We start from the raw sequence: 21,811 nt of genomic DNA, 5'->3' as shown, positions 1-21,811 counted from the left end.
TGTAAGTTTGCGTTGATGGATCAGAAAGACATAGAGAACTTAAGACAAGATTACAGCGCGGCCTCGCTTAGCGAAACCGATGTAGATGCCAACCCGATGCGCCAGTTTGATAAATGGTTTAACGAAGCTATTAACTACAAAGTGCATGAGCCCAATGCCATGACTTTAGCTACTTCTACAACTGATGGCCGCCCGTCGGCAAGGATCGTTTTATTAAAGGGCTTTAGCGATGAAGGCTTCAAATTTTACACCAATTACTTGAGCCGCAAGGGTAAAGAGATAGCTAAAAACCCTGTTGGTGCATTGATATTCTATTGGGGCGATATGGAACGCCAGATAAGGATTGAAGGTACGATTGATAAGCTGGACAAGGGTTACTCTGAAAAATACTTTCATAGCCGCCCAATAAAAAGCCAGATAGGTGCAGCTGCATCGCCGCAAAGCCAGGAAATTCCGGGCCGCGAAGCATTAGAGCAAAAAATGGCCGAACTGGAAGCCGAATACGCTGATAAAGAGATCCCGAAACCATCTTTTTGGGGTGGCTATGTGCTAAAACCAACGCTGATTGAATTTTGGCAGGGGCGCCGCAGCCGCCTGCATGACAGGATCCTATATAAAAGAACTGATAAAAAAACCTGGAAGATTGTTCGCCTTGCGCCATGAGTTTTGATGATATTAAACTATTGCTGACTGAAAAGTTTGGCGAAAATGTAATTACCGGCGAAGAACGCACCGGGTTGCAGCCGGCCTTGTTAATAGACTCCGGCCAAATTGCCGCGGTGTGTTTAGAGTTGCGCGATAATGCCAAAACCTACTTTGATTTTTTATCGTGCCTTAGCGGTATGGATTATGGTGTGGATGACGGCCGCTTTGGGGTGGTTTATCACCTTTCGTCTATCCCTTACCAATTGCAGCTGACATTAAAGGTAAGCAAACCAAATAACCGGGATAAGCAGGAATTACCCGCTTTCCCGAGCATTGTATCTGTTTACCGCACTGCCGACTGGCACGAACGTGAAGCTTATGATATGATAGGTATTTACTTTGAGGGCCACCCCGACTTAAGGCGTATATTACTGCCCGATGATTGGGAAGGATATCCGTTAAGAAAAGACTATCAATCGGCAGAGTATTATAAGGGGATAAAAATAGATTAAGAAAATGTAGCCTCAAATTGTCATTTCGAACGAGGAACGAGGAGAAATCCTCTTAGAATTAAAGATGGTAAACATTGCATTCTGAATAAGATTTATCCTCGCTATGTTCGTTCGAAATGATATGGTTTTACACACATTGTAAATAACAGTGGAAACACAAATATCGAAATACAACGAAGCTCTTGATCGCTATAACAAAAAGATAGCAGATTCCAGTGTGGAAGATATGGTGCTGAACATGGGGCCGCAGCATCCGTCTACGCACGGTGTTTTGCGGCTGGAACTGATTACCGATGGCGAGATTGTGAAGGAAGTTATCCCGCATATTGGCTACCTGCACCGCTGTTTTGAAAAACACGCCGAATCATTAACCTATCAGCAAACTATCCCGTTTACCGACAGGATGGATTACCTGGCATCCATGAATAACAGCCACGCATGGGTTATGGGTGTTGAACGGATGCTGGGGATAGATAAAGACATCCCTAAGCGTATTGAATATATCCGCGTGCTGGTTTGCGAGTTGAACCGCATTGCATCGCACCTGATTGCTATCGGCACCTATGGCATAGATATAGGCGCCTTTACCCCTTTCTTATGGTGTTTTCGTGACCGGGAGCATATAATGGGCATGCTGGAGTGGGCCTCGGGTTCGCGCATGCTTTACAATTATATTTGGGTTGGTGGCTTATTTTATGATCTGCCGGTGGGCTTTGAGGAACGCTGCCGCGAGTTTGTTGATTATTTTAAACCCAAAATGATCGAGCTTAACCAGCTTTTAACCGATAACCAGATCTTTATCAGCCGTACGGCTAACGTAGGTGTTATACCTTTAGATGTGGCTATAAATTACGGCTGCTCGGGCCCGGTATTGCGTGGATCAGGCTTAAAGTATGATCTGCGCCGGATAGATAACTACTCTGCATATCCCGAACTGGATTTTGAGATCCCGGTAGGTAAAGGTGAAATGGGCACCCTGGGCGATTGCTGGGACCGCTACAAGGTTAGGGTTGATGAAATAGAGCAATCTGTTAAAATGATAGAGCAATGCCTTGACCGCCTGCAAAAAGAGCTTAAACGAACACCCGAGTTTGATCCAAGAGCTAAGCTGCCGCGCAAGATCACCCCGAAAGCACAGGATTACTATATGCGTGCCGAAGGCGCTAAAGGCGAACTGGGTTTTTACTTTGTAACCGATGGCCGCTCAGAGATACCTTTCCGGGCTAAATCACGCGGGCCAAGCTTTAATAATCTTTCCGTATTACCGGCAATTTCTCAAAACGTAATGATTGCCGATTTGATCGCTATCATCGGCTCGTTAGATTTTGTATTAGGCGAGGTAGACAGGTAGTACGGAAGTAGTAAACGGTAAAGCTTCATAAAAGGCACGGCTTACTTCCCTTTCATCCACCTTAGTGCCGCAATTATCTTGGCGTCTTTACTAAAATCGTTAAAGTTATCGCCAGCAATAACCTCCTGATCGGGCGGAACGTTTTCGTAGTAAACTTTGCCGGTCCTATCAGCCTCAACAGAGGTGGCCATTATAAACTGCACCCCGTAGCAACTAAAGCCCTCATTAGCAATAGTATATCCGGCACTCACATCTCCAACTATACGGGCATTCTTTTGACCTTTGAATGTAATAGCGGTCGCCTCCCCAGAACTTGCCGTGTAAGGTGATGTTAAAACCACAATCTTAATTTTTGGGTTTACTTTACTGAATGCCTTAACCGAGCAAACTTTGTTAGCATCAGAATAAATACTGGTATCCTTAACAGACCACGACTCATTCATCGAAGCTACCGGATAGACAAATGTGCCTAATTTGCCAGCGCTTACCAGGTTACCTACGCCAAGTATCATTGGCCACATGTTGCCGCCGGTGTTCAACCTTAAATCAATTATTACACCCTTAAGTTTAGCCGGATTTAACTTTGTCAATGAATCCTGTATTTGCGCGGCAATCAGTTGAATTTCGCCCTGCCTGGTCGGGTTGTTTCCTGGTATTAAAAGGTAACCATATCCATTCTCTAAAACACGCGTTTCAATTTGTGTATTACCTCTCTTAAATTTTGCAAAAAGCTCCTTATATTTTTCCTTATCGGCTTTTACTTTTGTTGTAGCCCATTTATAAGTTTTACCCTGGTACAGTGCCATACCATGAAAGTCGCCAAGCATTTTATACATTAACGCAACAGCCGGCATCGCCGCATTGATATTTGCCGCGTCTTTACTTTTGATTTTTACCGAATCTGTCAGGTTTTTCCAATCTACTTTATCGCGATATATCGAACTTTTTTTAGCGTAAGCTAACGCCGTATCAATAACCTTGCGGGCACTATCGGCACTTGTTAATGATTGTTGCGAGAAACTAAACAGGGGGATAAAAAAGGTTAGCAATAAAAGTTTTATTTTCATAAAAGTGTTATAGGTTGGCTCACTTATAAGACGCCCGATAGCCGGATAAGTTACGGGCACGGCAACTTATAGATCACAAAAAAAAGGTGCAATTTCTTGCACCTTTTTTCTACTCTGTAATAATTACTTTACTGGTTATATACCTTAACCATAAATACGTAGTTACGCATTTTTTTGATCTGTTGCGGGCGGCTCAAGCCTGCAAGTGTGTTTTTGGTATTCATGTTAAGCGTTTTACTTAACGAGTCGGCAGGGATATTTTGGATGGTCTTTAACAGGTAGTTTGATTTTACTGCAAATGCCGCTCCCGATGTTTGGGTTTGCTTACCGGTTATTACGCCGATGACATTACCCTTCTCATCTATCAACGGGCCACCACTGTTACCCTGGTTAACGGGGATATAAACTTCGTACTCGGTAGTATCGCCGCGGAACCCCGTATTAGCTGTTAAAGCACCCGGACCGAATTTAATATCATCGCCAGGGAAGCCTAACGTAAATACATCTTCGCCAAGGTCGCTTTTAGCTCTTTTAAAGCCATAGGGTACTGCACCCAGATTTTTAAAAGCCGGATCATTAATCTCCAAAATAGCGATATCATATTGGGGCTCGGTATAAATAACTTTAGTGTGGAAAGATTCGCCGTCAGCGTTTTGCACGTATACGGAATCGGCACCGTTAACCACATGGTAGTTAGTTACAATATAACCATTTGATGACAGCGCAAACCCGGTACCACTAAAGTTACCGGGGTTAGTCATCTTTTTATCGTTCTTAATATCGTGGATTAGGTTTTTCTGCGAACGGTTAAGGCTCTCTGTCGATTGTTTTAATTTACCAACCTCACGTTTCAATTCAACAAAACGGGGGTCTTTATTAGTGAGATCGCCGGTAAAATATAAAGTACATAATATTGCAAAAATAGCGATAGAAGCAGCAACCGAGATCTTAGAGTGGTGATTACGCCATAACTGTACAATAATAGACGGATGCGACATCAGGTCCTCTTTCAAGGTATGCACATCAATCTCATTATGAATTGCGTTCAGCCTGTTTTCCAAAGCTAAACGGTCGCTAAATTGTTTAAGCAGGCCGGTAAAGCTTTTATGCTCGGCCAGTTTATCGTTTATCGAAGCATCTTTACTACGTAAAGCGTCAAATTTCGCGCGCTCTTCGTTGGTCATCTCGCCATTTAAATAGCGTTCGATCATTTCTAAAAGTTGTTCTTCTCTCATCAGTTCACCCCTTTCTATTATAGCTGAAAAAATAATTTCTTCAACCTTTGCAGGCATTTGTATTTCTGCGTTTTAGCGTTATCGGCATTGGTATACCCAAACCTTTCGCAAATATCCTGCATAGATTTACTATGCATATAAAAGTCTTCCATTATAGTTTTGCAAGGTTCGCCCAACAAACTTAATGCATCAGCCATTTTGTTTAATTGTTCGTCCTTTTCATGGTGTTTCTCTAACTCATCCTCAACCGGTAAATATTCCTGGAAATCTTTAATATCGCCGCCGTACCTGTTCAGTTGTTTAAGCCTTTTAAGCCAAAGCCGCCTGCATATACTATATATATATGTTTTTAACTTACTGCTTAGTTCAAAATCGCCACTTTTAACCTTATTATAAAGAACTATTATCGCTTCCTGGTAAATATCCTTGGCATCATCCTCGCTCCCGCTATTATTAAGAACAAGTTGTAAAACCATGGGGAAATAAGCCAAGTATAATCTTTTTAATACACTGTCGGAGTTGTTAAGTATCCCAATGATCACTTCACTATCCGCAGGTAACTCCACTTCTATCTGTTTATTCACTACTTAATACAAATTATATTGAATTGTAACCCAACACAATGAATTATTTTTTCGATTAATAGGTGCAACATTATCTAACGGGACTAAACCTGCCGTATTGCTCATTTTTATTAACCCGCAATATCGTTTATAAAACGATAGTTAAAAAATGCGGCTGCCATTATAATTTGAATTTATTGAAAACAGTGCGGTGTTAATTAGCGGTAGGCGGTTTTATTTAGTATCGTTACCATCCGAATTGTTGTTTGATGCACACACCTGCTAAAATCAATTTAAATATTTGTAAAATAATTGGGTTACCTTTTTCACTTTTGGGCATTAACAGTACTAAACATTGAAAATATTAACACTAACACACATGAAAAATTCATTCAAATTGGCCCTTTTAGCTTTAACTGTAGCAGTTTCTGTAGCTGCCTGTGGCGGCCCTAAAAAAGAAGGTGGTTCTGATACTACCGTTGTTGATTCAACAGTAACTAAATCAACAACCGTTATCGACTCTACTAAAAAAGATACCGTATTGGTTGACTCATCTAAAAAGGATACTGCAGCTAAAATGTAATATTTGACCAGAGCAGTTAGCCCTCTCTGTTCCCAACATAGTTATTAACACAAATTTTAAACATACAATAAACTCCCAATCATGAAAAATTCATTCAAATTAGCCGTTTTGGCTTTAGCTATTTCTGTTTCTGCTGTTGCTTGCAAAGGTAAATCTGCTGAAGGTGGTTCTGATACTACTAAAACCGATTCATCAACTATCGTAACTGATACAACTTCTAAAGACACAACTATCAAAGCTGATTCAGCTAAGAAAGATACAACTGTTAAAGTTGAAACTAAAAAAACTGAGATTAAAAAATAATTTCGATTAGCTTTTTTAAGCTTTTTAGTTTTTGGAAAGGTAATTTACATTTTTTTAAAAAATGTGGGTTACCTTTTCTTATTTGTGGTATTAATACTTGAAAACTATTAAATCACTTAAAAAACACAAAAAATGAAAAATTCATTCAAACTTGCGGTTGTAGCTTTAGCTATCGCTGTTTCCGCTGTTGCTTGTAAAGGTAAATCAGCTTCTGATGCTGCTGATTCAGCTAAAATGGACTCAGCTAAAATGGACACTGCTGCCAAAATGGATACCGCTGCCAAAATGGATACCGCTGCGAAAATGGACTCAGCTAAAATGGACACTGCTTCTAAAATGAAGATGGATTCAACTAAAAAAATGTAATTTTTTTTAGAAAACAAAAAAGCCGCAGGTTTATACCCGCGGCTTTTTTGTTGCTTTTATATTTCTAAAACATTTACCCGCAATTTTGTTATTGCTGAAACAACCTTATAACGATGAGATACGCCGAGTGGAATAGCCTGAGTAATGACCAACGCAAAAACGCGCACTGGCGCCATCACCCACGCGTACGCCTGGCTACCATATTCTCTATTTTATTTGCTCTGGTGTTTGTAGTTTTCATGTCGCGGATATTTCAGAACCGCAGGTTGCATGTTAATCGCAAACCGATAGATAAGGAGGCTTTTGCAATAGCCAAGGCATTTGTAAAAGAAAAAGTAAACCAGCCGGAGTCGGCTACCTTCTCTAAAGATGATTTTCAGGGGAATGTTGATACTGCGCATAACTTATACCAAATTTCGTCGTACGTAAATGCCCAAGACAGCAGAGGTAAATTCAGCAAGAGCCAGTGGCAGGCTAAATTAGCCTACACTGGGGGCGATTGGGCGGACAAAAACAGCTGGAAAGTTTTAGAAATGGTTATTGACAACAAACGCGTTAATTAAAAAAAAAGGAGTGCCTTACGGGCACTCCTTAATAAATATTCTATAAACTTTAATTAGTTGTTTGCCACACTATCGCGTAAGCCTTTGATCTGGTCATGTGCTTCCTGCAGTGCCGATTGTTGCTTCACTAAAATATCTTTAATGTACGCAGGAGTAGCCTCATCAGCTATTGCCTTTTTATAAGCATCTTTAATAGCATCTTCTCCAAATTCACACTCCTCTAAAATGCTACGTTTACTGTGACCGCTAAACGCTGCTTTAACATCTAACCAGGAACGGTGTAATTTACCGCTGGTAGTTCCGCCCTGGGCTATATCGTGCCCTAACGCAACTACCTCTGTAGCTAACTCCATTTTAAAGTTGTGGCTATCGCCGATAAGTCCGGTGAATAACGTTTTAAGTCCGCTGTCTTCGGGCTTTAACTCTTTAGTAGCATTTTCAAATCCAATGATACGGTCGTTATTGATCTCAATCAGATCGTTAAGGGTTTCTATAGTTGCTTTTGAATTTTCCATGGTTATATGTTTTATGTTATCATAACCAAACAAAAAAGCTATTGTTTTAATTAAAAAACAATAGCTTATGGTTAAATTCAGATAACTTTATGATTTGCCCCTGAATGCAGAAATGATCCAAATAATAATAGCAATAACAATAACGATTCCGATGATGGCCGTGTATGCACCTGCTTTAAATATCCCACCGATTACAGAGCAGCTACTTAATGTAGCAACCAAAAAGCCGAGCATTAATAAGTTAAGTTTTTTCATGTTTGTATAAGATTTTATGATCTGTAAAACCTATTACAATAATGATACCTGTTTAATAAAAACCACTTTTTATCTTATTAAGATATGTTTGGGTTTAAAACTGTACAGCAAATCATACAAGCAGGGTAACATAATGGTAAAAAACGCAACAACCTGTTTTGCCTGACTTCAAAAATTGTAATTTCACCGCATGACACCTCTTCTCTTTTCTGCCGAACATATCGCCGTTAAGTTTGCGAATAACCCATTATTTCAAGATATGGATTTCGCCGTTTTGAAAGGCGAACACTGGGCAATAACCGGCAAGAGCGGATCAGGAAAGAGTGTGTTGCTGCAAATTATCTCTGGCAACCAGGGCGTTAACGGAGGCAAGATAAACTATCATTTCATGAATGATATTAAGTTGGAAACTGCCGCTCCCCTAACCTTTCATCGCTTTATAGCTTTTGCCGGGGCCAGGCATCGTTTTAAAAACCTGTCAAACACCGGCGACCTATATTATCAGCAACGTTACAACTCGTCCGACTCGGAGGATGCACTAACCGTGAGTGATTATCTGCATAACATTAAACCTAATAGTTATAGCCCGTTATATTGGACCTTTGAAAAAACGGTGGCGGCGTTAAACCTTACTGAGCTGATAGATAAACAAACCATCAAGCTATCTAACGGCGAAACTAAAAGACTGATGATAGCTGCTGCCTTGTTGAAAAACCCTTTGCTGTTACTTTTAGATAACCCCATGACCGGACTGGATGTGCAAACAAGGAAATCGTTCAACCTATTACTTACAGAAATAGCCGAATCGGGTATTACCCTTATTATGGCGTCATCAAACAGCGAACTGCCTGATGTAATAACAAACGTGGCAGTTTTGGAAGACGGCGACATAACAGAAAGTCTAACCCGCCAACAGTTTGATGCAAGCGATCATAAAAACAATAGCACCCCATTAATAAACAAGCTTGCCCTACAAGAATTAGTGGAGAACCAACAAAGCCTGTACAAATCCATTATCAGCATGGACGATGTGGTGATCAAATATGGAGAAAAGAAGGTATTGAATCATATCAACTGGCGGGTTAAGCCCGGTGATAGGTGGGCATTGCTCGGCCCAAATGGAGCGGGCAAATCAACTTTACTAAGTTTGGTGAACGGAGATAACCCGCACGCCTATGCCAATGATATTGTACTGTTTGATAAAAAACGCGGAACGGGCGAAAGCATCTGGGATATAAAAAGCAAAATAGGCTTTGTATCGCCCGAGTTGTACCAGTACTTTCCTACCGATAACTCCTGCCTGCAGGTAATAGAAAGCGGCTTTTATGACACCTTGGGCCTTTTCCGTCAAAGCAGTAAAACCAAAGCAGACCTGGCCTTGAAATGGATGAAGGCTTTGGAGATTGACCAATATGCCCTTACAGTATTAAAAAACATTCCCGCCAGTGCGCAACGCCTTTGCCTACTTGCCCGCGCCCTCATTAAAACCCCCACTCTACTCCTATTTGACGAACCCTGCCAGGGACTGGACGACCACCAGCAGCAGCATTTTAAAGCTGTAGTTGATACTATATGTGAGCTTAGCCCGGTAACGCTGATCTATGTAACACATTACCAACACGAGATACCGGATAGTGTAGATAAAGTATTGAAATTAGACAAAGGGGCAGTGGTCGTCTGAATCAGAATTTTCAGAATTATCCTGTTAATCTAAAAATTCTGTAAATTCTGATTCAGACAGCCTAATGTAACCTTTCACCTTTTGCCTTTCACCTTTCTGTTTCCACTACGTATATTTGTATATGAATACTGCCGATCTGTTACAGCGTGCTTTAGCCTTCGATTTTTTGAACATTGATGAGGGAGTTTACCTATACAACAATGCCAGCACTGCCGATTTGATGTACGTAGCGAACGAGCTGCGAAAAATTCAAGTGCCGCATGGTAAAGTTACCTGGCAGATAGATAGAAACGTGAATACCACCAACGTTTGTATCGCCAACTGTAAGTTTTGTAATTTCTTCCGTCGCCCTGGCCACGAGGATGCTTATATTACTGATATAGAGACCTATAAGAAGAAGATTGAAGAAACATTCCGCCTGGGTGGCGACCAGCTATTATTACAGGGAGGCCATCACCCCGACCTGGGGTTAAAATTCTATACAGATCTGTTCAGCGAATTAAAACAGCTCTATCCAAAATTAAAACTTCATTCGTTAGGTCCACCGGAGATTGCCCACGTGGCCAAGCTGGATAACATGAGCCATTACGATGTGCTGAAGGCTATGAAAGATGCCGGTTTAGATTCATTACCCGGTGCAGGTGCCGAGATCCTGAACGACCGCGTACGCCGCCTTATATCGAAAGGTAAATGTGGCGGGCAGGAATGGCTGGATGTAATGCGTGCGGCGCATCAGCTTAACTTACCAACATCAGCCACCATGATGTTTGGCCATATCGAAACCATTGAAGAACGCTTTGAGCATTTGGTGTGGATTCGCGAGGTACAATCAGAAAAACCAGAAGGCAATCATGGCTTTGTGGCATTTATCCCATGGCCGTTCCAGGATGATGGAACATTGTTGAGAAAAGTACGCGGTATCACTAATAACGTAACCGGCGACGAATATATCCGAATGATAGCCCTGAGCCGCATCATGCTGCCTAATGTAAAAAATATCCAGGCATCCTGGTTAACCGTTGGGAAACAGGTAGCTCAATTGTGTTTGCATGCGGGCGCTAACGACTTTGGTTCGATCATGATAGAAGAGAATGTGGTTTCTGCCGCAGGTGCACCGCACAGGTTTACCGCCAAAGGCATCCAGGATTCTATTAAAGAGGCAGGGTTTGAACCACAGCTCCGTACCCAAAAATACGATTGGCGCGATGTACCGGCTGAAATAGAAGAACAGGTTATAAATTATTAAAAAGGCCGGTCCTATTTAGGGTAAGATAAAGTTTGGAAAGCACAAAAAAGCGGTCATTTCATCAATAGCGCACCGACGAGGAATCTTGTTCGTTACATAAAGCGGATATACAAAAATTTCTAACTTTGCATATCGATCAGGATTTCTTCTCACCCATTCGCACACCCTCGCTATCGCTCGTTCGAAACGGCAACTATGCTTTTATTATCCCAAAAACGTCCTTGCTTTTTCCAATGCTTTATCCAAACCGCTTACATCACTACCACCTGCGGTAGCAAAGAACGGCTGACCACCGCCGCCGCCTTTTACTTCTTTGGCTAACTCTTTTACAATATTGCCCGCATGCAGCCCTTTATCCTTCACCAGGTTTTCCGCTATCATTACTGTAATATTGGGTTTGCCGTCGATGTTGGCAACCAACACCAGGAACAGGTCAGACACAATATCCTTTAAGTTATAGGCCAGGTTCTTTACCGCCTCGGCGTTAGGTAGTGTTACCTTTTGGGCGATGAAATTAATGCCGTTGATGTTTTCTACCTTTTTAGCCAGTTCATCCTTTAAACCGGATGATTTTTCCAACACGGTTTTCTCGATCTCCTTTTTCAGGCGGCTGTTTTCTTCCAATAAGCTTTCAATGCTCTTGGCAATATCTTTCGGGTTCTTTAGCAGCTCCTTTACCTGCTGCACCAGCTTACTTTGCTCGATGATATAATTCTCGGCAGCGATGCCGGTAATGGCCTCTATCCGGCGAACACCTGCGGCAACGGCACTTTCGGCCACTATTTTAAAGTAGCCTATCTGGCCGGTGGCCTTTACGTGGGTACCGCCGCAAAGCTCTTTACTAAACGTAGCGTCGAAGGTGATCACACGTACATGGTCGCCGTATTTTTCACCGAACAGGGCGGTAACGCCGCTGCTGATAGCCTGGTCATAACGTACGTTGCGCTCTTCCTGTAAAAATACATTCTCGCGGATCTTTTCATTTACGATGGCCTCAATTTTTGCCAGTTCCTCTTCGGTCACCTTTGCAAAGTGCGAAAAATCAAATCGCAGGTAATCGGCGTTCACTAACGATCCCTTTTGATTAACGTGTGTTCCTAATACCTGTTTCATGGCGGCATGCAGCAAGTGTGTAGCGCTGTGGTTATTATTGGTGTTGTTACGGCGCTCCGCATCAACAATAGCTGTCAGGGCATCATCAGGTGTGGATGGCAACGTATCCGTAAAATGAACGATCAAGCCGTTCTCCTTTTTGGTATCGTTTACCTCGATGATCTCACCGTTAGGGAAAATCAGTTCGCCTTTATCCCCTACCTGGCCGCCGCTTTCGGCATAGAAAGGTGTTTTATCCAGAACGATCTGGAACTGCTCTTTACCCTTGGCCGTTACTTTTCGGTATTTGATAATATGCGCAATGGTTTCAGTTTCATCGTAGCCTGTAAATTCAACGGCTTCATCCTCGTCTTTTACCAGAATCCAGTCGCCGGTATCGATAGCCGTAGCAGCGCGAGACCGGGTTTTTTGGGCTTGAAGGGCAGAATTGAAGCCTTCGATATCTACGCTCCAGCCTTTCTCACGAGCCATTAATTCAGTAAGGTCAATCGGAAAACCGTAAGTGTCGGAAAGCTCAAATGCCGCCTGACCGGAAATAATATTTACGCCAGGTTCATATTCGACAAAAACACCATCATTTAAAATGGTGGTGCCGCCACGTACAACTGATGTTAATTCACTGAACTTTCTTATACCTGCAAATAAAGTCCTCAAAAACGCAACCTCTTCTTCCAAAATCACCTTCTGCACAAAATCCTTTTGATTCCACAACTCATCGAATACCCCTTTAAATTGTTCGGCCAATAATGGCACTAATTCATTAAAGAATGGTTCTTTAAAGCCCAGTGTTTGGTAGCTATAACGTACCGCACGGCGTAAGATCCTACGGATAACGTAACCGGCTTTATTACTTGCAGGTAGTTGTCCGTCAGCAATTGCAAAACTTATCGCACGAATGTGGTCTGCCAATACACGCATGGCTACCGCATCGTTCCAATCGGTATCGCCTGGTTTGGCGGCACTGTTATATGTCTTACCGCTTTTCTCCGCAATGAACTGGATCATCGGCTGGAAAACATCTGTATCGTAATTAGAGCTTTTACCCTGCAACACACGCACTAAACGTTCAAAGCCCATCCCGGTATCTACATGCTTGTTTGGCAGCGGATGCAACGAACCATCTTTTACACGGTTAAACTGCATAAACACGTTATTCCAGATCTCTATCACCTGATCGTGGTCGGCATTAACTAAAGTAGCACCGCTCACTTCGGAGCGCTCATTATCCGGGCGACTGTCAAAATGCACTTCTGAGCAGGGTCCGCAGGGGCCGGTTTCGCCCATTTCCCAAAAATTATCTTTTTTGTTGCCGGGCAAAATGTGCGCTTCGTCTACATACTGTTTCCACAAGTCGTAGGTTTCTGTATCTTTTGCCAAACCTTCCTTCTCGTCGCCCTCAAAATAGGTAACGTACAGGCGGTTTTTATCTAATTTGTAAACTTCGGTAAGCAATTCCCAACTCCAGGCAATGGCTTCTTTTTTAAAGTAATCGCCAAAGCTCCAGTTGCCCAGCATCTCGAACATGGTATGGTGATAGGTATCAATCCCCACCTCTTCTAGGTCGTTGTGCTTGCCGCTTACCCGCAGACAGCGTTGTGTATCGGTAACGCGGGGTGCTTTGGCAGCTGCGTCGCCTAAAAATACGTCTTTAAACTGGTTCATCCCTGCGTTTGTGAACATCAGGGTGGGGTCGTTTTTAACCACGATTGGTGCGCTTGGCACAATTACGTGCCCTTTAGAAGCAAAAAAATCAAGGAAAGCCTGGCGGATTTGGGTAGCTGTCATAAGGTGCAAAGGTAATAGTTGTATTTCGAATGTCGAATTTAGTATTTCGAAATTATTCTGGAAACAAACAATGTCTTGCAAGTGCATTACAGTCGCTCGGCTGCGCCAAGTGACGATTATCTCATGGCTTCCGGCTGGCGAGACCTGTTAAAACCGCGGCCGGAGGCCTTATAATAAACCTCACTCGGCAAGAGCCGAGCGAGTGCGGGGTCATCGCAAGCGCATTGCAGTCGCTCGGCTGCGCCGATTGACGATTATCTCGCGGCTTCCGGCTGGCGAGACCTGTTAAAACTGCGGCCGGAGGCCTTATAAGTAAACCTCGCTCGACAAGAGCCGAGCGAGTGCGGGAATGTTTCATTGAAGTCGCTCGGCTGCGCCAAGTGACGATTATCTCACGGCTTCCGACTGGCGAGACCTGTTAAAACTGCGGCCGGAGGCCTTATAATAAACCTCACTCGGCAAGAGCCGAGCGAGTGCGGGAACCACATCCTTGCAAGCCCATGCAGTCGCTCGGCTGCGCCGAGTGACGATTATCTTACGGCCTCCGGCCGGCGAGATCTCTTGAAACTGCTGCTGGAGGCCTTATAAAATCTAACTCGGTAAGAGCCGAGCGAGTGCGGAAAAGTCGCAGCTTGGTTCCGCCCTATGAAAGTTAATGCTTTATCAGGTGCAGTTCCATCCGTGCGTTACGCCGCGTTTTAAGCTTAGTGTTAAGTTTGTCAGACTCATTTGTTACGCGTTACAAATCAATTAAATTCGCAAACTATGAAAATCCACATCATGGGTGCTTCCTGCGCAGGGTCGACCACTTTGGGGCAGGCCCTTGCCGACAAGCTGCATATCCCCTATTTTGATACAGACGATCATTTTTGGGTAAAAACCGGGATCCCCTATACCGTCAAGCGCGAACCGACTTTGCGCATCCAGGCTTTAAAAGATGATATGGCTAAACAGGAAAGCTGCATTGTAGGTGGCTCACTGGTAAGCTGGGGAGAAGAATGGAAAGCAATGTTTGACCTGGTGGTATTTCTTTATCTGCCTGCAGAGATCAGGCTAAACCGATTGAAAGCCCGCGAAGTTGAACGCTACGGCGATACGATCTACACCGACCCGGTGCGTAATCAACTTTATAAAGACTTTATTGCCTGGGCCGCAAAATATGACGACCGCAATTTCACCGGCCGAAACATCGGCATTCATGAAGATTGGTTTGGAAGTGTTACCTGCCCGGTATTGCAGATAAGGGGCGACAAGACCGTGGATGAAAGGGTTGAAATGGTGTTGGCGGCAGTCGATAGTTTAAAATGAAAAGGCAGTTAACAAATTCGAAATTGAAAATCCGAAATTCGAAATAAACTTTACCTTTGCGTATGCCTTACAAAGAACGCGAGATCAGCAAAATGTACTACACCATGGGTGAGGTGTCGGCTATGTTTGATGTTAACCAGTCGTTGATCCGCTTTTACGAAAAGGAGTTTGATGTTCTGCAACCCAAAAAGAACAAAAAAGGCAACCGCTATTTTACACCCGAGGACCTGGAGAACTTTAAGATCATCTTCCACCTCATTAATGATAAAGGCTATACCCTGCAGGGTGCTAAGGACCATCTTAAAAACAACATGGGCGACACACGCGACAATCAGCGTGTGATAGATTCGCTGGAGAGCATGAAAAAGTTCCTGCTCGAAGTACGCGATCAGTTGTAATCACCAATACTTATCTTAATTTTATTTCCTAAACCTATTGCAAGGCTGCCGAAATAAACATGATCGCTAATCACAAAGGTGAAATCCCTGTTGTTATCCTCTTAATTTCCTTTATTGCAGGGATTGCCGGCGGCATTTACTTTAATTTTATTTTCGGCTGGCTCACGGTGCTCCTATTGTTATACGGTATCAGCTTCGCGGTGCTCGGCCTTGGCTATGCGCAGTTCAAGATCTACCAAAACAGATGGCTGGGCGGGTTCCTCATCCATCCTATCCTATTTTTATTGGGTTGGGCGGCAGCTACCGGCCATAACGAATTGAACAGCACAGACCATTTTGCTAAAAGCTCCGCCCAATACTTAGCGGTAACGGTCACTAACGAACCGCGGGTAAAAGGCGACCTGGTGAGCTTTACTGCTGCCGCGAAACATAGCATCAATGTCGGGAAAACTACAAGCGTTAGCGGCAACATACTTATCACCATTAAAGATGACCTGGCCAAAAAGCTGTTTTACGGCGAGGAATTACTAATCCCGGCAAAGTTTGCAGCAGTCGACCCTCCTTTTAACCCGGGCGAATTTAACTATAAGCAATACCTGGCCAATCATAATATTCACTGCCAGGCCTTTTTATATCCTGGGCAGTACGTTATTATTAAAGCCGGGCAGGGCAACCCAGTTATTGCTTATGCGTTGACGTTACGGCAAAAGCTGGTCAGAAAATTCCAGGCCGATATGTGCGATACAAATGCCATCGCGGTAGCATCAACATTAATATTAGGTTACAAGGCCGATCTGAGCAATGATATTTTACAGGCTTACTCCAAAACCGGCACTATCCATATTCTTTCTGTTTCGGGCGGACATGTGGCTATAATTTACCTGTTATTAAGCTGGTTGATGCGTTTTTTAAACAGCAGCCAGCGTGGCCGGATACTTAAAGCCTTGATTATTATTACGCTGATTTGGGCCTACTCATTGCTTACAGGTTTTTCTCCGGCCGTTTGCCGGGCCGCCATCATGCTCAGTTTAATCATTACCGGTAAAACATATGCACAGTATATCAATACGTTAAATATCCTGGCGGTTTCGGCCTTCGCCATGTTACTTTATGATCCTTTTCTAACCACCGACGTTGGCTTCCAACTCTCTTATCTGGCTGTTGCCGGGCTCGTGATCTTTCAACCCATTGTTTATAATTGGTTCCACTTCAGCAATTGGTTTGGCGATAAGATCTGGATGGCTTGTTCGGTATCTATTGCAGCACAGGTTATTACTTTCCCGTTAAGTGCTTATTATTTTCACCAGTTCCCTGTATATTTTTTAATGAGCAACCTGCTCATCGCCATCCCGGTGGCAGCTATACTTTATATAGGCATAGCTTTGTTATTGCTTCCGCAGATGCCTTTTGTTTCGCAGGGTTTGGGTTATGTTTTAGAGAGCTGCATTGTTTTCATGAATAAGGTTTTAGCTTATATTGAACAAGCCCCGTACGCCAGCATTGGTAAAATATGGCTAACAACGTCCGAATATGTATTACTCTACGCCATTACTTTATCCGCCTTTTATTTTATCTACAGTAAAAAGGCGGGTTACATTAAAGCAGCTTTAGCAGGCGTTTTACTATTTAGTCTAAGCATCGGCATCAAGCATTTAAAAATTGATAATAGCCAATCCATCACATTTTTAAACTTGCGGAAACACAGCGGCATCGTATTTAAGAATGGCCGGCAGGGGGTGGTATTGACCGATGTGGCAGATACCGATAAAAATTTCCAGTACGCTATCCAACCGGGCTTAGATAGTAACCGGATCACCAACTACAAAATCTATAATTTCGGTAACGATATCCGGGCAAAATACCTTTTAAAACATCAAGGCATTGTGCAGTTTTTGGATAAAAAGCTTTTGCTGTTAAACCAAAGCAGCCCGTTACAGTCCATACCGCAGCACTTTAATATTGATTATTTGTTTACCGCTAATAATATGTTCACCGATTCTACCTTAATGACGCGCAGTAAAATGATGATCATTGACGGCAGCAATACCGAAAAGCATGTTAAACAACTGATTATGAAAGCCGAATTGCAAAATATTAAATACTATAATTTAAGGCGTAACAAATCGTTAACTGTGCTATCTAAATAAGATAAATTAAATATTTTTTTAAAAAACTTGCACAGCAGTTTATTACACGCTAAATTGTAATCATTAATTTAAAACTATGAAGAATAAATTTTTTGCCGTTGTTGCCATGGGCGTTGTCCTTTCTGCAACCGCTATTAACGCCAATGCTCAAAAAGCTTACACAGAGGGTGTTGCCACCATCAGCATGACATCTATGGGCCAGGCTATTGAAGCTAAAAACTATTTCAGGTCCGATTCAAGCGCGGTTGCGTTTTCTGCAGGCCCTGCAAATATTAAGGTATTAACCGACGCCAAGGGCACTTACATGGCTGTATTGGTAGATGTTGCCGTAGCTTCCATGAAAAAGGCTGCCATAGCTTCGCCTGCTGAGATCGAAGAAGAACTGGCCAAATTGCCTGTATTAACTTTTGCACCAACTACCGAAACTAAAGTAATAAGCGGTTTTAATTGCAAAAAAGTTGTAGCTACCGATGCTAAGGCTAATAAAACTTATGATATCTGGGTAACCAACGATGTAACCATTCCAATGTCTGGTGCTGCAAAAGTTTACGCAAAAGCAGGCGGTGTACCTATCCAATACATGGGTTTCCAAAACGGACAAGCGTCTGAGGTAACTGTAAAAAGCATTGTTGCCCAAAAAGTGCCTGCAGGTACGTTTGCTGTACCAAGTGATTTTGATAAGATCACTATGGATGAATTGAAATCTTTGGGCGGCGGTAACTAATCTCAAACGTCACGTTACAGAAAAGGCCGGATAAAATTTTTATCCGGCCTTTTTATTTAGCAGCAAATATGCTTTTTAGTTCACCTCAGTTGCCAGGTTGGCAACCCATTTATTAAACAAGGCGGTTTCCATATCAACGGCCTTTTGCGCGTGCATCTGCCAATCGGGCGAGAAATGCTGCAACTGATTGATCATCTCTTCCAGATGCCCCTCCTCTTCTAATATGATCGATTTTACATTCACCCTGCTGGATGCTGCATCCAGTGCCACCTGGTATATCGGGTAAAGTTCATCAGCCCTTACTTCGATGGCATAAGTAACCAACAGGTAGGCCGCAAAACGCAAATCTTTACCTGAAAGCTGCATTTCCTTTTTCAGGTAGCGACAAACATCAATATCCAACTGGTTTAAATAATACCGGCTGTATGCCGGTGCTATCAAATACTCGGGAGAATAGGTAGGCAATTGAGTATTCCCGATTTTTTCGATCTGCTTTTTCAGGTAAAAGGCATGACGATGCTCTTCGGCGGCATGCTTCAATATGATGTAGGTAACCGTTGTGGGGTCTTCACTTGCCGAAATTTTGCGCGCTCCGGTGTTCTCCATTAAGGATAGCGTGTTTAACCAGCGGGCATGCAATTCACTATCTGCAATTATTTTAGCTAATATCGTATTTAGTTCCATTTCAAATCTCGTCTAAGGCTTTTTCAATGACGCTGTAAATATAGTCCAGCTCAGCATCGGTAATGCAATATGGGGGTAAAATATAGATCACATTCCCTAATGGACGCAGAATTATCCCGGCATCTAAAAAATAGTGGTACAGCTTGTCGCGCAGGCCGCTAAAGTACGATGTGTTATCGCCTGTTTCCCATTCCATTGCCAATATGGTACCGGTTTGGCGAGTTGTTTTTAATGATCTGTGTCCGGTTATCTTTTCAGCAAATGCCTGGTGTTTATTTATAATCCTGTCGATATTCGCTTTTGTCGATGGTTCTAAAAATAGATCTAAACTTGCCAATGCAGCCGCACAGGCTACCGGGTTGGCCGTATAAGAATGACCGTGAAACAAGGTCTTCATTTTATCATCCGACAGAAACGCATCGTACATCTGTTGCGTGCAGGTGGTTAACCCAAAGGCCATAGTGCCCCCTGTGAGCCCCTTAGAGAAACACATAATATCGGGCTGCACTTGTACATGATCGCAGGCGAACGACTTACCCGTACGCCCGAAACCGGTGAAAACCTCATCATCTATCATCAATACCCCTTCCTTTTTACAATGCGCCATCAATTCGTTCAAATATTCGGCCTCGTACATGATCATTCCTGCAGATCCCTGCACCAGGGGTTCAAAAATAAAAGATGAGATGTGAGATTTGAGATTTGAGATTTGAGATTTCAATTCCTCAATGTTACCGGCATTAGGCAAATCAATAAATTCCACCTCGAACAGCAAGCTGTCAAACGCTGCCGTAAAAGCGCTCCGCCCGCTTACCGACATAGCGCCGAAGGTATCACCGTGGTAAGCGTTTTTGAACGCTAAAATTTTGGTACGCTGCTCGCCTTTGTTATGCCAGTATTGCAAACACATTTTTATGGCCACTTCAATGGCGGTCGAGCCGTTGTCAGAGTAAAAAGCCTTTGCTTGGTTAGACGGCAATATGGCCAGCAGCCTTTCGGCTAACTCCACAGCCCATGGGTGGGTAAAGCCCGCGAAGATGGCATGTTCTAAAACGGTTAATTGCTCCGCGATTTTTTTGGCGATATAGGGATGCGAATGCCCGTGAATATTTACCCACCACGATGATATGGCGTCGATGTATTTTTTACCGTCTTCGCCAAACAGGCAAGTACCCTCACCCCTAACAATAGGGATAGGTGGTTGTGCGGTTTTCATCTGCGTGTAAGGGTGCCATATTACAGCCAGGTCGCGTTCAACTAAACTCATATTTAAGCTGTTAAAAGTTTCGCCACGTGTTGATCTATCGGGAAGGTCAGGTCGTCTAATTTTAAGTCGTTAATATTTACCCACCTAAATGCCTGCAATATTGCCTCTTTATCGTCATTGTCGAAATCAAATACTTCGGTTTTGCAGCTAAAGTTCAACTCCCCTACAGCTTTAACGGTGTAATAAACGCTGATGATCTGCGATTCGCTGAAGATCGATTTAACAAAAAAATCAGTGGTGTAAAAGTGCTTTACGATCTCTACTTCTGTATTGCATTCTTCCATAAACTCCCGTTTAAGGCCGTCGGGCAAACCTTCACCAAATTCCAAGCCTCCGCCCGGGAATTTGCTAAACCGCATCCCATATTCCTGCTCGTCACTAATCAGCACCTCATTGTTATCATTCATCAGGATGCCATACACCCGTACATTAAAAACCGGCTTACTCATAATGTTTTTTGTTACGCATTACCTTATCCATAGTCCACGGTATATCTTCATTTTTTGCTTCACTGCGTATGGGGCAGTTGGGCATGCTGCAATAGTGACAGCAATCGGGCAAACAAGGGTCCGTATGGATAAAAAACTCAGTTTGCACACCAGCGTTGGAATTTACTAATTCTTCTACCAGTTTAACTTCGGCATGTACCCGGTTCAGATCAAAATAGTTGGGCAGGGTTAAGTGGCAATCTATATGAAGCTCGCTTCCGTATTTCTGTGCACGCAGGTTATGGATATCTATCCACTCATCCCGGCGCTGCTCGCCTAACACTTTTACTACATCGCTCACCACAATAAAATCGGTCTCGTCCATCAGCCCGGCTACCGACCGGCGGATCAACTTGTAGCCCGTAACCAGTATGTAGATACCCACACCGATAGACAACACGCTGTCCAGCCAAAGTATTTTGGTGAAATAAATGAGCAACAGGCCAATAACCAAACCGGCGCTGGTAACGGTATCCGTAAGCAAATGCTTGCCGTCGGCCTCAATAGTGATAGAGCGTAATGATTTCCCCTTGTTAATCATGTAATAACCCAGCCCGCCGTTAACCGCGCCGGTAAAGCCTATGATAATGGCGCCCAGCAAAAGATCATGGATCTGCTCGGGGTAGAATATGCTGTAAGTTGATTTTAGTACGATGATGACCCCAGCAATGCCGATCAGGGCGCCCTCTATAAAAACCGAAAAATACTCCACTTTGCCATGTCCGTATGGGTGGTTTTCGTCGCGGGGCTGCGATGCCAGGTAAATACTGAAAAACGCGAACGAGCTGGCCACTACATTAACAATGCTCTCCGCCGCGTCGGTTAATACAAAGTTGGAGTTTGTTAAAAAATAGGCGGTAAATTTCATTACCATCAGCACGAGGCCGGTGACCAGTGATATAAATATGATCCTTTTATGTTCCTTCAAAATCTGCCGAATTAAAGGGGGCAAACTTACGGAAAATCACCCCGGCTTTGGTAAAATGTATTATATAACCAGTAAAATTCAGTT

At 43.2% G+C, this 21,811-nt stretch carries 23 protein-coding genes; 13 read left to right on the top strand and 10 right to left on the bottom strand.

The window, feature by feature from the left end:
• Positions 1-15 precede the first annotated feature (15 nt).
• The 3 genes from pdxH (at position 16) to IDJ76_RS01445 (ending at position 2,508) form a co-directional block, all read left to right on the top strand.
• Complete coding sequence (gene pdxH, locus IDJ76_RS01455; RefSeq protein ID WP_191159993.1) at positions 16-663, top strand: pyridoxamine 5'-phosphate oxidase; 648 nt, start codon at positions 16-18, stop codon at positions 661-663.
• Positions 660-1,157, top strand: a complete 498-nt coding sequence (locus IDJ76_RS01450) for an NADH-quinone oxidoreductase subunit C (RefSeq protein ID WP_191159991.1) — start codon at positions 660-662, stop codon at positions 1,155-1,157. Before pdxH ends, IDJ76_RS01450 begins: the two co-directional genes overlap by 4 nt.
• Positions 1,158-1,383: 226 nt before the next feature.
• Positions 1,384-2,508 carry an NADH-quinone oxidoreductase subunit D gene (locus tag IDJ76_RS01445; RefSeq protein WP_224746186.1) on the top strand — a complete coding sequence of 375 codons (1,125 nt, stop codon included), beginning with the start codon at positions 1,384-1,386 and terminating at the stop codon, positions 2,506-2,508.
• Between the two features lie 41 nt (positions 2,509-2,549).
• Here IDJ76_RS01445 and IDJ76_RS01440 read toward each other — a convergent pair whose 3' ends face one another.
• The 3 genes from IDJ76_RS01440 to IDJ76_RS01430 form a co-directional block, all read right to left on the bottom strand.
• On the bottom strand, positions 2,550-3,575 hold the full coding sequence (locus tag IDJ76_RS01440) for a S41 family peptidase (protein ID WP_191159989.1): 1,026 nt from the start codon (positions 3,573-3,575) through the stop codon (positions 2,550-2,552).
• Positions 3,576-3,703: 128 nt separating this feature from the next.
• Positions 3,704-4,810 (bottom strand): S1C family serine protease, encoded by a 1,107-nt coding sequence (locus IDJ76_RS01435; protein ID WP_191159987.1) that lies wholly within the window; start codon positions 4,808-4,810, stop codon positions 3,704-3,706.
• A 17-nt stretch (positions 4,811-4,827) separates the two neighbouring features.
• Entirely contained in the window at positions 4,828-5,394 is a 567-nt protein-coding gene (locus tag IDJ76_RS01430; protein WP_191159985.1) for an RNA polymerase sigma factor, read from the bottom strand.
• A 358-nt stretch (positions 5,395-5,752) separates the two neighbouring features.
• Between IDJ76_RS01430 and IDJ76_RS01425 the strand changes: the two genes are divergently transcribed.
• The 4 genes from IDJ76_RS01425 (at position 5,753) to IDJ76_RS01410 (ending at position 7,188) form a co-directional block, all read left to right on the top strand.
• The gene (locus IDJ76_RS01425) at positions 5,753-5,956 is read left to right on the top strand and encodes a hypothetical protein (protein WP_191159984.1); all 204 of its coding nucleotides are present in this window, start codon (positions 5,753-5,755) and stop codon (positions 5,954-5,956) included.
• Between the two features lie 81 nt (positions 5,957-6,037).
• Complete coding sequence (locus IDJ76_RS01420; protein WP_191159982.1) at positions 6,038-6,259, top strand: hypothetical protein; 222 nt, start codon at positions 6,038-6,040, stop codon at positions 6,257-6,259.
• Between the two features lie 132 nt (positions 6,260-6,391).
• On the top strand, positions 6,392-6,625 hold the full coding sequence (locus IDJ76_RS01415; RefSeq protein WP_191159980.1) for a hypothetical protein: 234 nt from the start codon (positions 6,392-6,394) through the stop codon (positions 6,623-6,625).
• Between the two features lie 113 nt (positions 6,626-6,738).
• A complete protein-coding gene (locus IDJ76_RS01410; protein ID WP_191159978.1) occupies positions 6,739-7,188 on the top strand; it encodes a hypothetical protein in 450 nt (149 codons plus the stop codon).
• 53 nt (positions 7,189-7,241) lie between these two features.
• Here the strand turns inward: IDJ76_RS01410 and IDJ76_RS01405 are convergent, their stop codons facing one another.
• Together IDJ76_RS01405 and IDJ76_RS01400 are read right to left on the bottom strand one after the other, a co-directional pair.
• Positions 7,242-7,703, bottom strand: coding sequence for a PA2169 family four-helix-bundle protein (locus tag IDJ76_RS01405; RefSeq protein ID WP_191159976.1), 462 nt, complete (start codon positions 7,701-7,703; stop codon positions 7,242-7,244).
• 87 nt (positions 7,704-7,790) lie between these two features.
• Positions 7,791-7,958 carry a phosphatidate cytidylyltransferase gene (locus IDJ76_RS01400; RefSeq protein WP_191159974.1) on the bottom strand — a complete coding sequence of 56 codons (168 nt, stop codon included), beginning with the start codon at positions 7,956-7,958 and terminating at the stop codon, positions 7,791-7,793.
• Between the two features lie 190 nt (positions 7,959-8,148).
• Between IDJ76_RS01400 and IDJ76_RS01395 the strand changes: the two genes are divergently transcribed.
• Both IDJ76_RS01395 and mqnC read left to right on the top strand, forming a co-directional pair.
• Positions 8,149-9,639 (top strand): ATP-binding cassette domain-containing protein, encoded by a 1,491-nt coding sequence (locus IDJ76_RS01395; RefSeq protein ID WP_191159972.1) that lies wholly within the window; start codon positions 8,149-8,151, stop codon positions 9,637-9,639.
• A 121-nt stretch (positions 9,640-9,760) separates the two neighbouring features.
• The gene (gene mqnC / locus IDJ76_RS01390) at positions 9,761-10,885 is read left to right on the top strand and encodes a cyclic dehypoxanthinyl futalosine synthase (protein ID WP_191159970.1); all 1,125 of its coding nucleotides are present in this window, start codon (positions 9,761-9,763) and stop codon (positions 10,883-10,885) included.
• Between the two features lie 204 nt (positions 10,886-11,089).
• On the opposite strand, the gene alaS is transcribed toward mqnC, so the two are convergent.
• Complete coding sequence (alaS, locus tag IDJ76_RS01385) at positions 11,090-13,783, bottom strand: alanine--tRNA ligase (protein WP_191159968.1); 2,694 nt, start codon at positions 13,781-13,783, stop codon at positions 11,090-11,092.
• Positions 13,784-14,548: 765 nt separating this feature from the next.
• Between alaS and IDJ76_RS01380 the strand changes: the two genes are divergently transcribed.
• The 4 genes from IDJ76_RS01380 (at position 14,549) to IDJ76_RS01365 (ending at position 18,360) form a co-directional block, all read left to right on the top strand.
• Positions 14,549-15,091, top strand: a complete 543-nt coding sequence (locus tag IDJ76_RS01380) for a shikimate kinase (protein ID WP_191159966.1) — start codon at positions 14,549-14,551, stop codon at positions 15,089-15,091.
• Positions 15,092-15,153: 62 nt separating this feature from the next.
• Entirely contained in the window at positions 15,154-15,489 is a 336-nt protein-coding gene (locus IDJ76_RS01375) for a MerR family transcriptional regulator (protein WP_191159964.1), read from the top strand.
• A 59-nt stretch (positions 15,490-15,548) separates the two neighbouring features.
• Positions 15,549-17,636, top strand: coding sequence for a ComEC/Rec2 family competence protein (locus IDJ76_RS01370; RefSeq protein WP_191159962.1), 2,088 nt, complete (start codon positions 15,549-15,551; stop codon positions 17,634-17,636).
• A 76-nt stretch (positions 17,637-17,712) separates the two neighbouring features.
• Entirely contained in the window at positions 17,713-18,360 is a 648-nt protein-coding gene (locus tag IDJ76_RS01365; RefSeq protein ID WP_191159960.1) for a DUF4412 domain-containing protein, read from the top strand.
• 75 nt (positions 18,361-18,435) lie between these two features.
• On the opposite strand, the gene IDJ76_RS01360 is transcribed toward IDJ76_RS01365, so the two are convergent.
• The 4 genes from IDJ76_RS01360 to IDJ76_RS01345 are packed head-to-tail and all read right to left on the bottom strand — an operon-like array spanning position 18,436 to position 21,727.
• Positions 18,436-19,044, bottom strand: coding sequence for a hypothetical protein (locus IDJ76_RS01360; protein WP_191159958.1), 609 nt, complete (start codon positions 19,042-19,044; stop codon positions 18,436-18,438).
• A gap of 1 nt (position 19,045) precedes the next feature.
• Positions 19,046-20,311, bottom strand: coding sequence for an adenosylmethionine--8-amino-7-oxononanoate transaminase (gene bioA / locus IDJ76_RS01355; RefSeq protein ID WP_191159956.1), 1,266 nt, complete (start codon positions 20,309-20,311; stop codon positions 19,046-19,048).
• A gap of 2 nt (positions 20,312-20,313) precedes the next feature.
• Positions 20,314-20,760, bottom strand: a complete 447-nt coding sequence (locus tag IDJ76_RS01350) for an NUDIX domain-containing protein (protein ID WP_191159954.1) — start codon at positions 20,758-20,760, stop codon at positions 20,314-20,316.
• The gene (locus tag IDJ76_RS01345) at positions 20,753-21,727 is read right to left on the bottom strand and encodes a cation diffusion facilitator family transporter (RefSeq protein ID WP_191159952.1); all 975 of its coding nucleotides are present in this window, start codon (positions 21,725-21,727) and stop codon (positions 20,753-20,755) included. The genes IDJ76_RS01350 and IDJ76_RS01345 overlap by 8 nt, the downstream gene beginning before the upstream one ends.
• Between the last annotated feature and the right edge of the window lie 84 nt (positions 21,728-21,811).

The organism is Mucilaginibacter glaciei (genome assembly GCF_014773245.1).
Classification (GTDB): Bacteria; Bacteroidota; Bacteroidia; order Sphingobacteriales; family Sphingobacteriaceae; genus Mucilaginibacter; species Mucilaginibacter glaciei.
The sequence above is the reverse complement of the archived record's forward strand: the minus strand, read 5'-3'. Positions and strand labels throughout refer to the sequence as shown.

What these genes read in the sequence shown, in the direction of transcription:
- IDJ76_RS01450 (WP_191159991.1), top strand. Translation starts at nt 660, where the DNA reads ATGAGTTTTGATGATATTAAACTATTGCTGACTGAAAAGTTTGGCGAA.
- IDJ76_RS01410 (WP_191159978.1), top strand. Translation starts at nt 6,739, where the DNA reads ATGAGATACGCCGAGTGGAATAGCCTGAGTAATGACCAACGCAAAAAC.
- IDJ76_RS01350 (WP_191159954.1), bottom strand. Translation starts at nt 20,760, where the DNA reads ATGAGTAAGCCGGTTTTTAATGTACGGGTGTATGGCATCCTGATGAAT.
- IDJ76_RS01445 (WP_224746186.1), top strand. Translation starts at nt 1,384, where the DNA reads ATGGTGCTGAACATGGGGCCGCAGCATCCGTCTACGCACGGTGTTTTG.
- alaS (WP_191159968.1), bottom strand. Translation starts at nt 13,783, where the DNA reads ATGACAGCTACCCAAATCCGCCAGGCTTTCCTTGATTTTTTTGCTTCT.
- IDJ76_RS01375 (WP_191159964.1), top strand. Translation starts at nt 15,154, where the DNA reads ATGCCTTACAAAGAACGCGAGATCAGCAAAATGTACTACACCATGGGT.
- IDJ76_RS01400 (WP_191159974.1), bottom strand. Translation starts at nt 7,958, where the DNA reads ATGAAAAAACTTAACTTATTAATGCTCGGCTTTTTGGTTGCTACATTA.
- IDJ76_RS01365 (WP_191159960.1), top strand. Translation starts at nt 17,713, where the DNA reads ATGAAGAATAAATTTTTTGCCGTTGTTGCCATGGGCGTTGTCCTTTCT.
- IDJ76_RS01395 (WP_191159972.1), top strand. Translation starts at nt 8,149, where the DNA reads ATGACACCTCTTCTCTTTTCTGCCGAACATATCGCCGTTAAGTTTGCG.
- IDJ76_RS01405 (WP_191159976.1), bottom strand. Translation starts at nt 7,703, where the DNA reads ATGGAAAATTCAAAAGCAACTATAGAAACCCTTAACGATCTGATTGAG.
- bioA (WP_191159956.1), bottom strand. Translation starts at nt 20,311, where the DNA reads ATGAGTTTAGTTGAACGCGACCTGGCTGTAATATGGCACCCTTACACG.
- IDJ76_RS01440 (WP_191159989.1), bottom strand. Translation starts at nt 3,575, where the DNA reads ATGAAAATAAAACTTTTATTGCTAACCTTTTTTATCCCCCTGTTTAGT.
- IDJ76_RS01435 (WP_191159987.1), bottom strand. Translation starts at nt 4,810, where the DNA reads ATGAGAGAAGAACAACTTTTAGAAATGATCGAACGCTATTTAAATGGC.
- IDJ76_RS01370 (WP_191159962.1), top strand. Translation starts at nt 15,549, where the DNA reads ATGATCGCTAATCACAAAGGTGAAATCCCTGTTGTTATCCTCTTAATT.
- IDJ76_RS01420 (WP_191159982.1), top strand. Translation starts at nt 6,038, where the DNA reads ATGAAAAATTCATTCAAATTAGCCGTTTTGGCTTTAGCTATTTCTGTT.
- IDJ76_RS01380 (WP_191159966.1), top strand. Translation starts at nt 14,549, where the DNA reads ATGAAAATCCACATCATGGGTGCTTCCTGCGCAGGGTCGACCACTTTG.
- IDJ76_RS01425 (WP_191159984.1), top strand. Translation starts at nt 5,753, where the DNA reads ATGAAAAATTCATTCAAATTGGCCCTTTTAGCTTTAACTGTAGCAGTT.
- IDJ76_RS01360 (WP_191159958.1), bottom strand. Translation starts at nt 19,044, where the DNA reads ATGGAACTAAATACGATATTAGCTAAAATAATTGCAGATAGTGAATTG.
- mqnC (WP_191159970.1), top strand. Translation starts at nt 9,761, where the DNA reads ATGAATACTGCCGATCTGTTACAGCGTGCTTTAGCCTTCGATTTTTTG.
- IDJ76_RS01415 (WP_191159980.1), top strand. Translation starts at nt 6,392, where the DNA reads ATGAAAAATTCATTCAAACTTGCGGTTGTAGCTTTAGCTATCGCTGTT.
- pdxH (WP_191159993.1), top strand. Translation starts at nt 16, where the DNA reads ATGGATCAGAAAGACATAGAGAACTTAAGACAAGATTACAGCGCGGCC.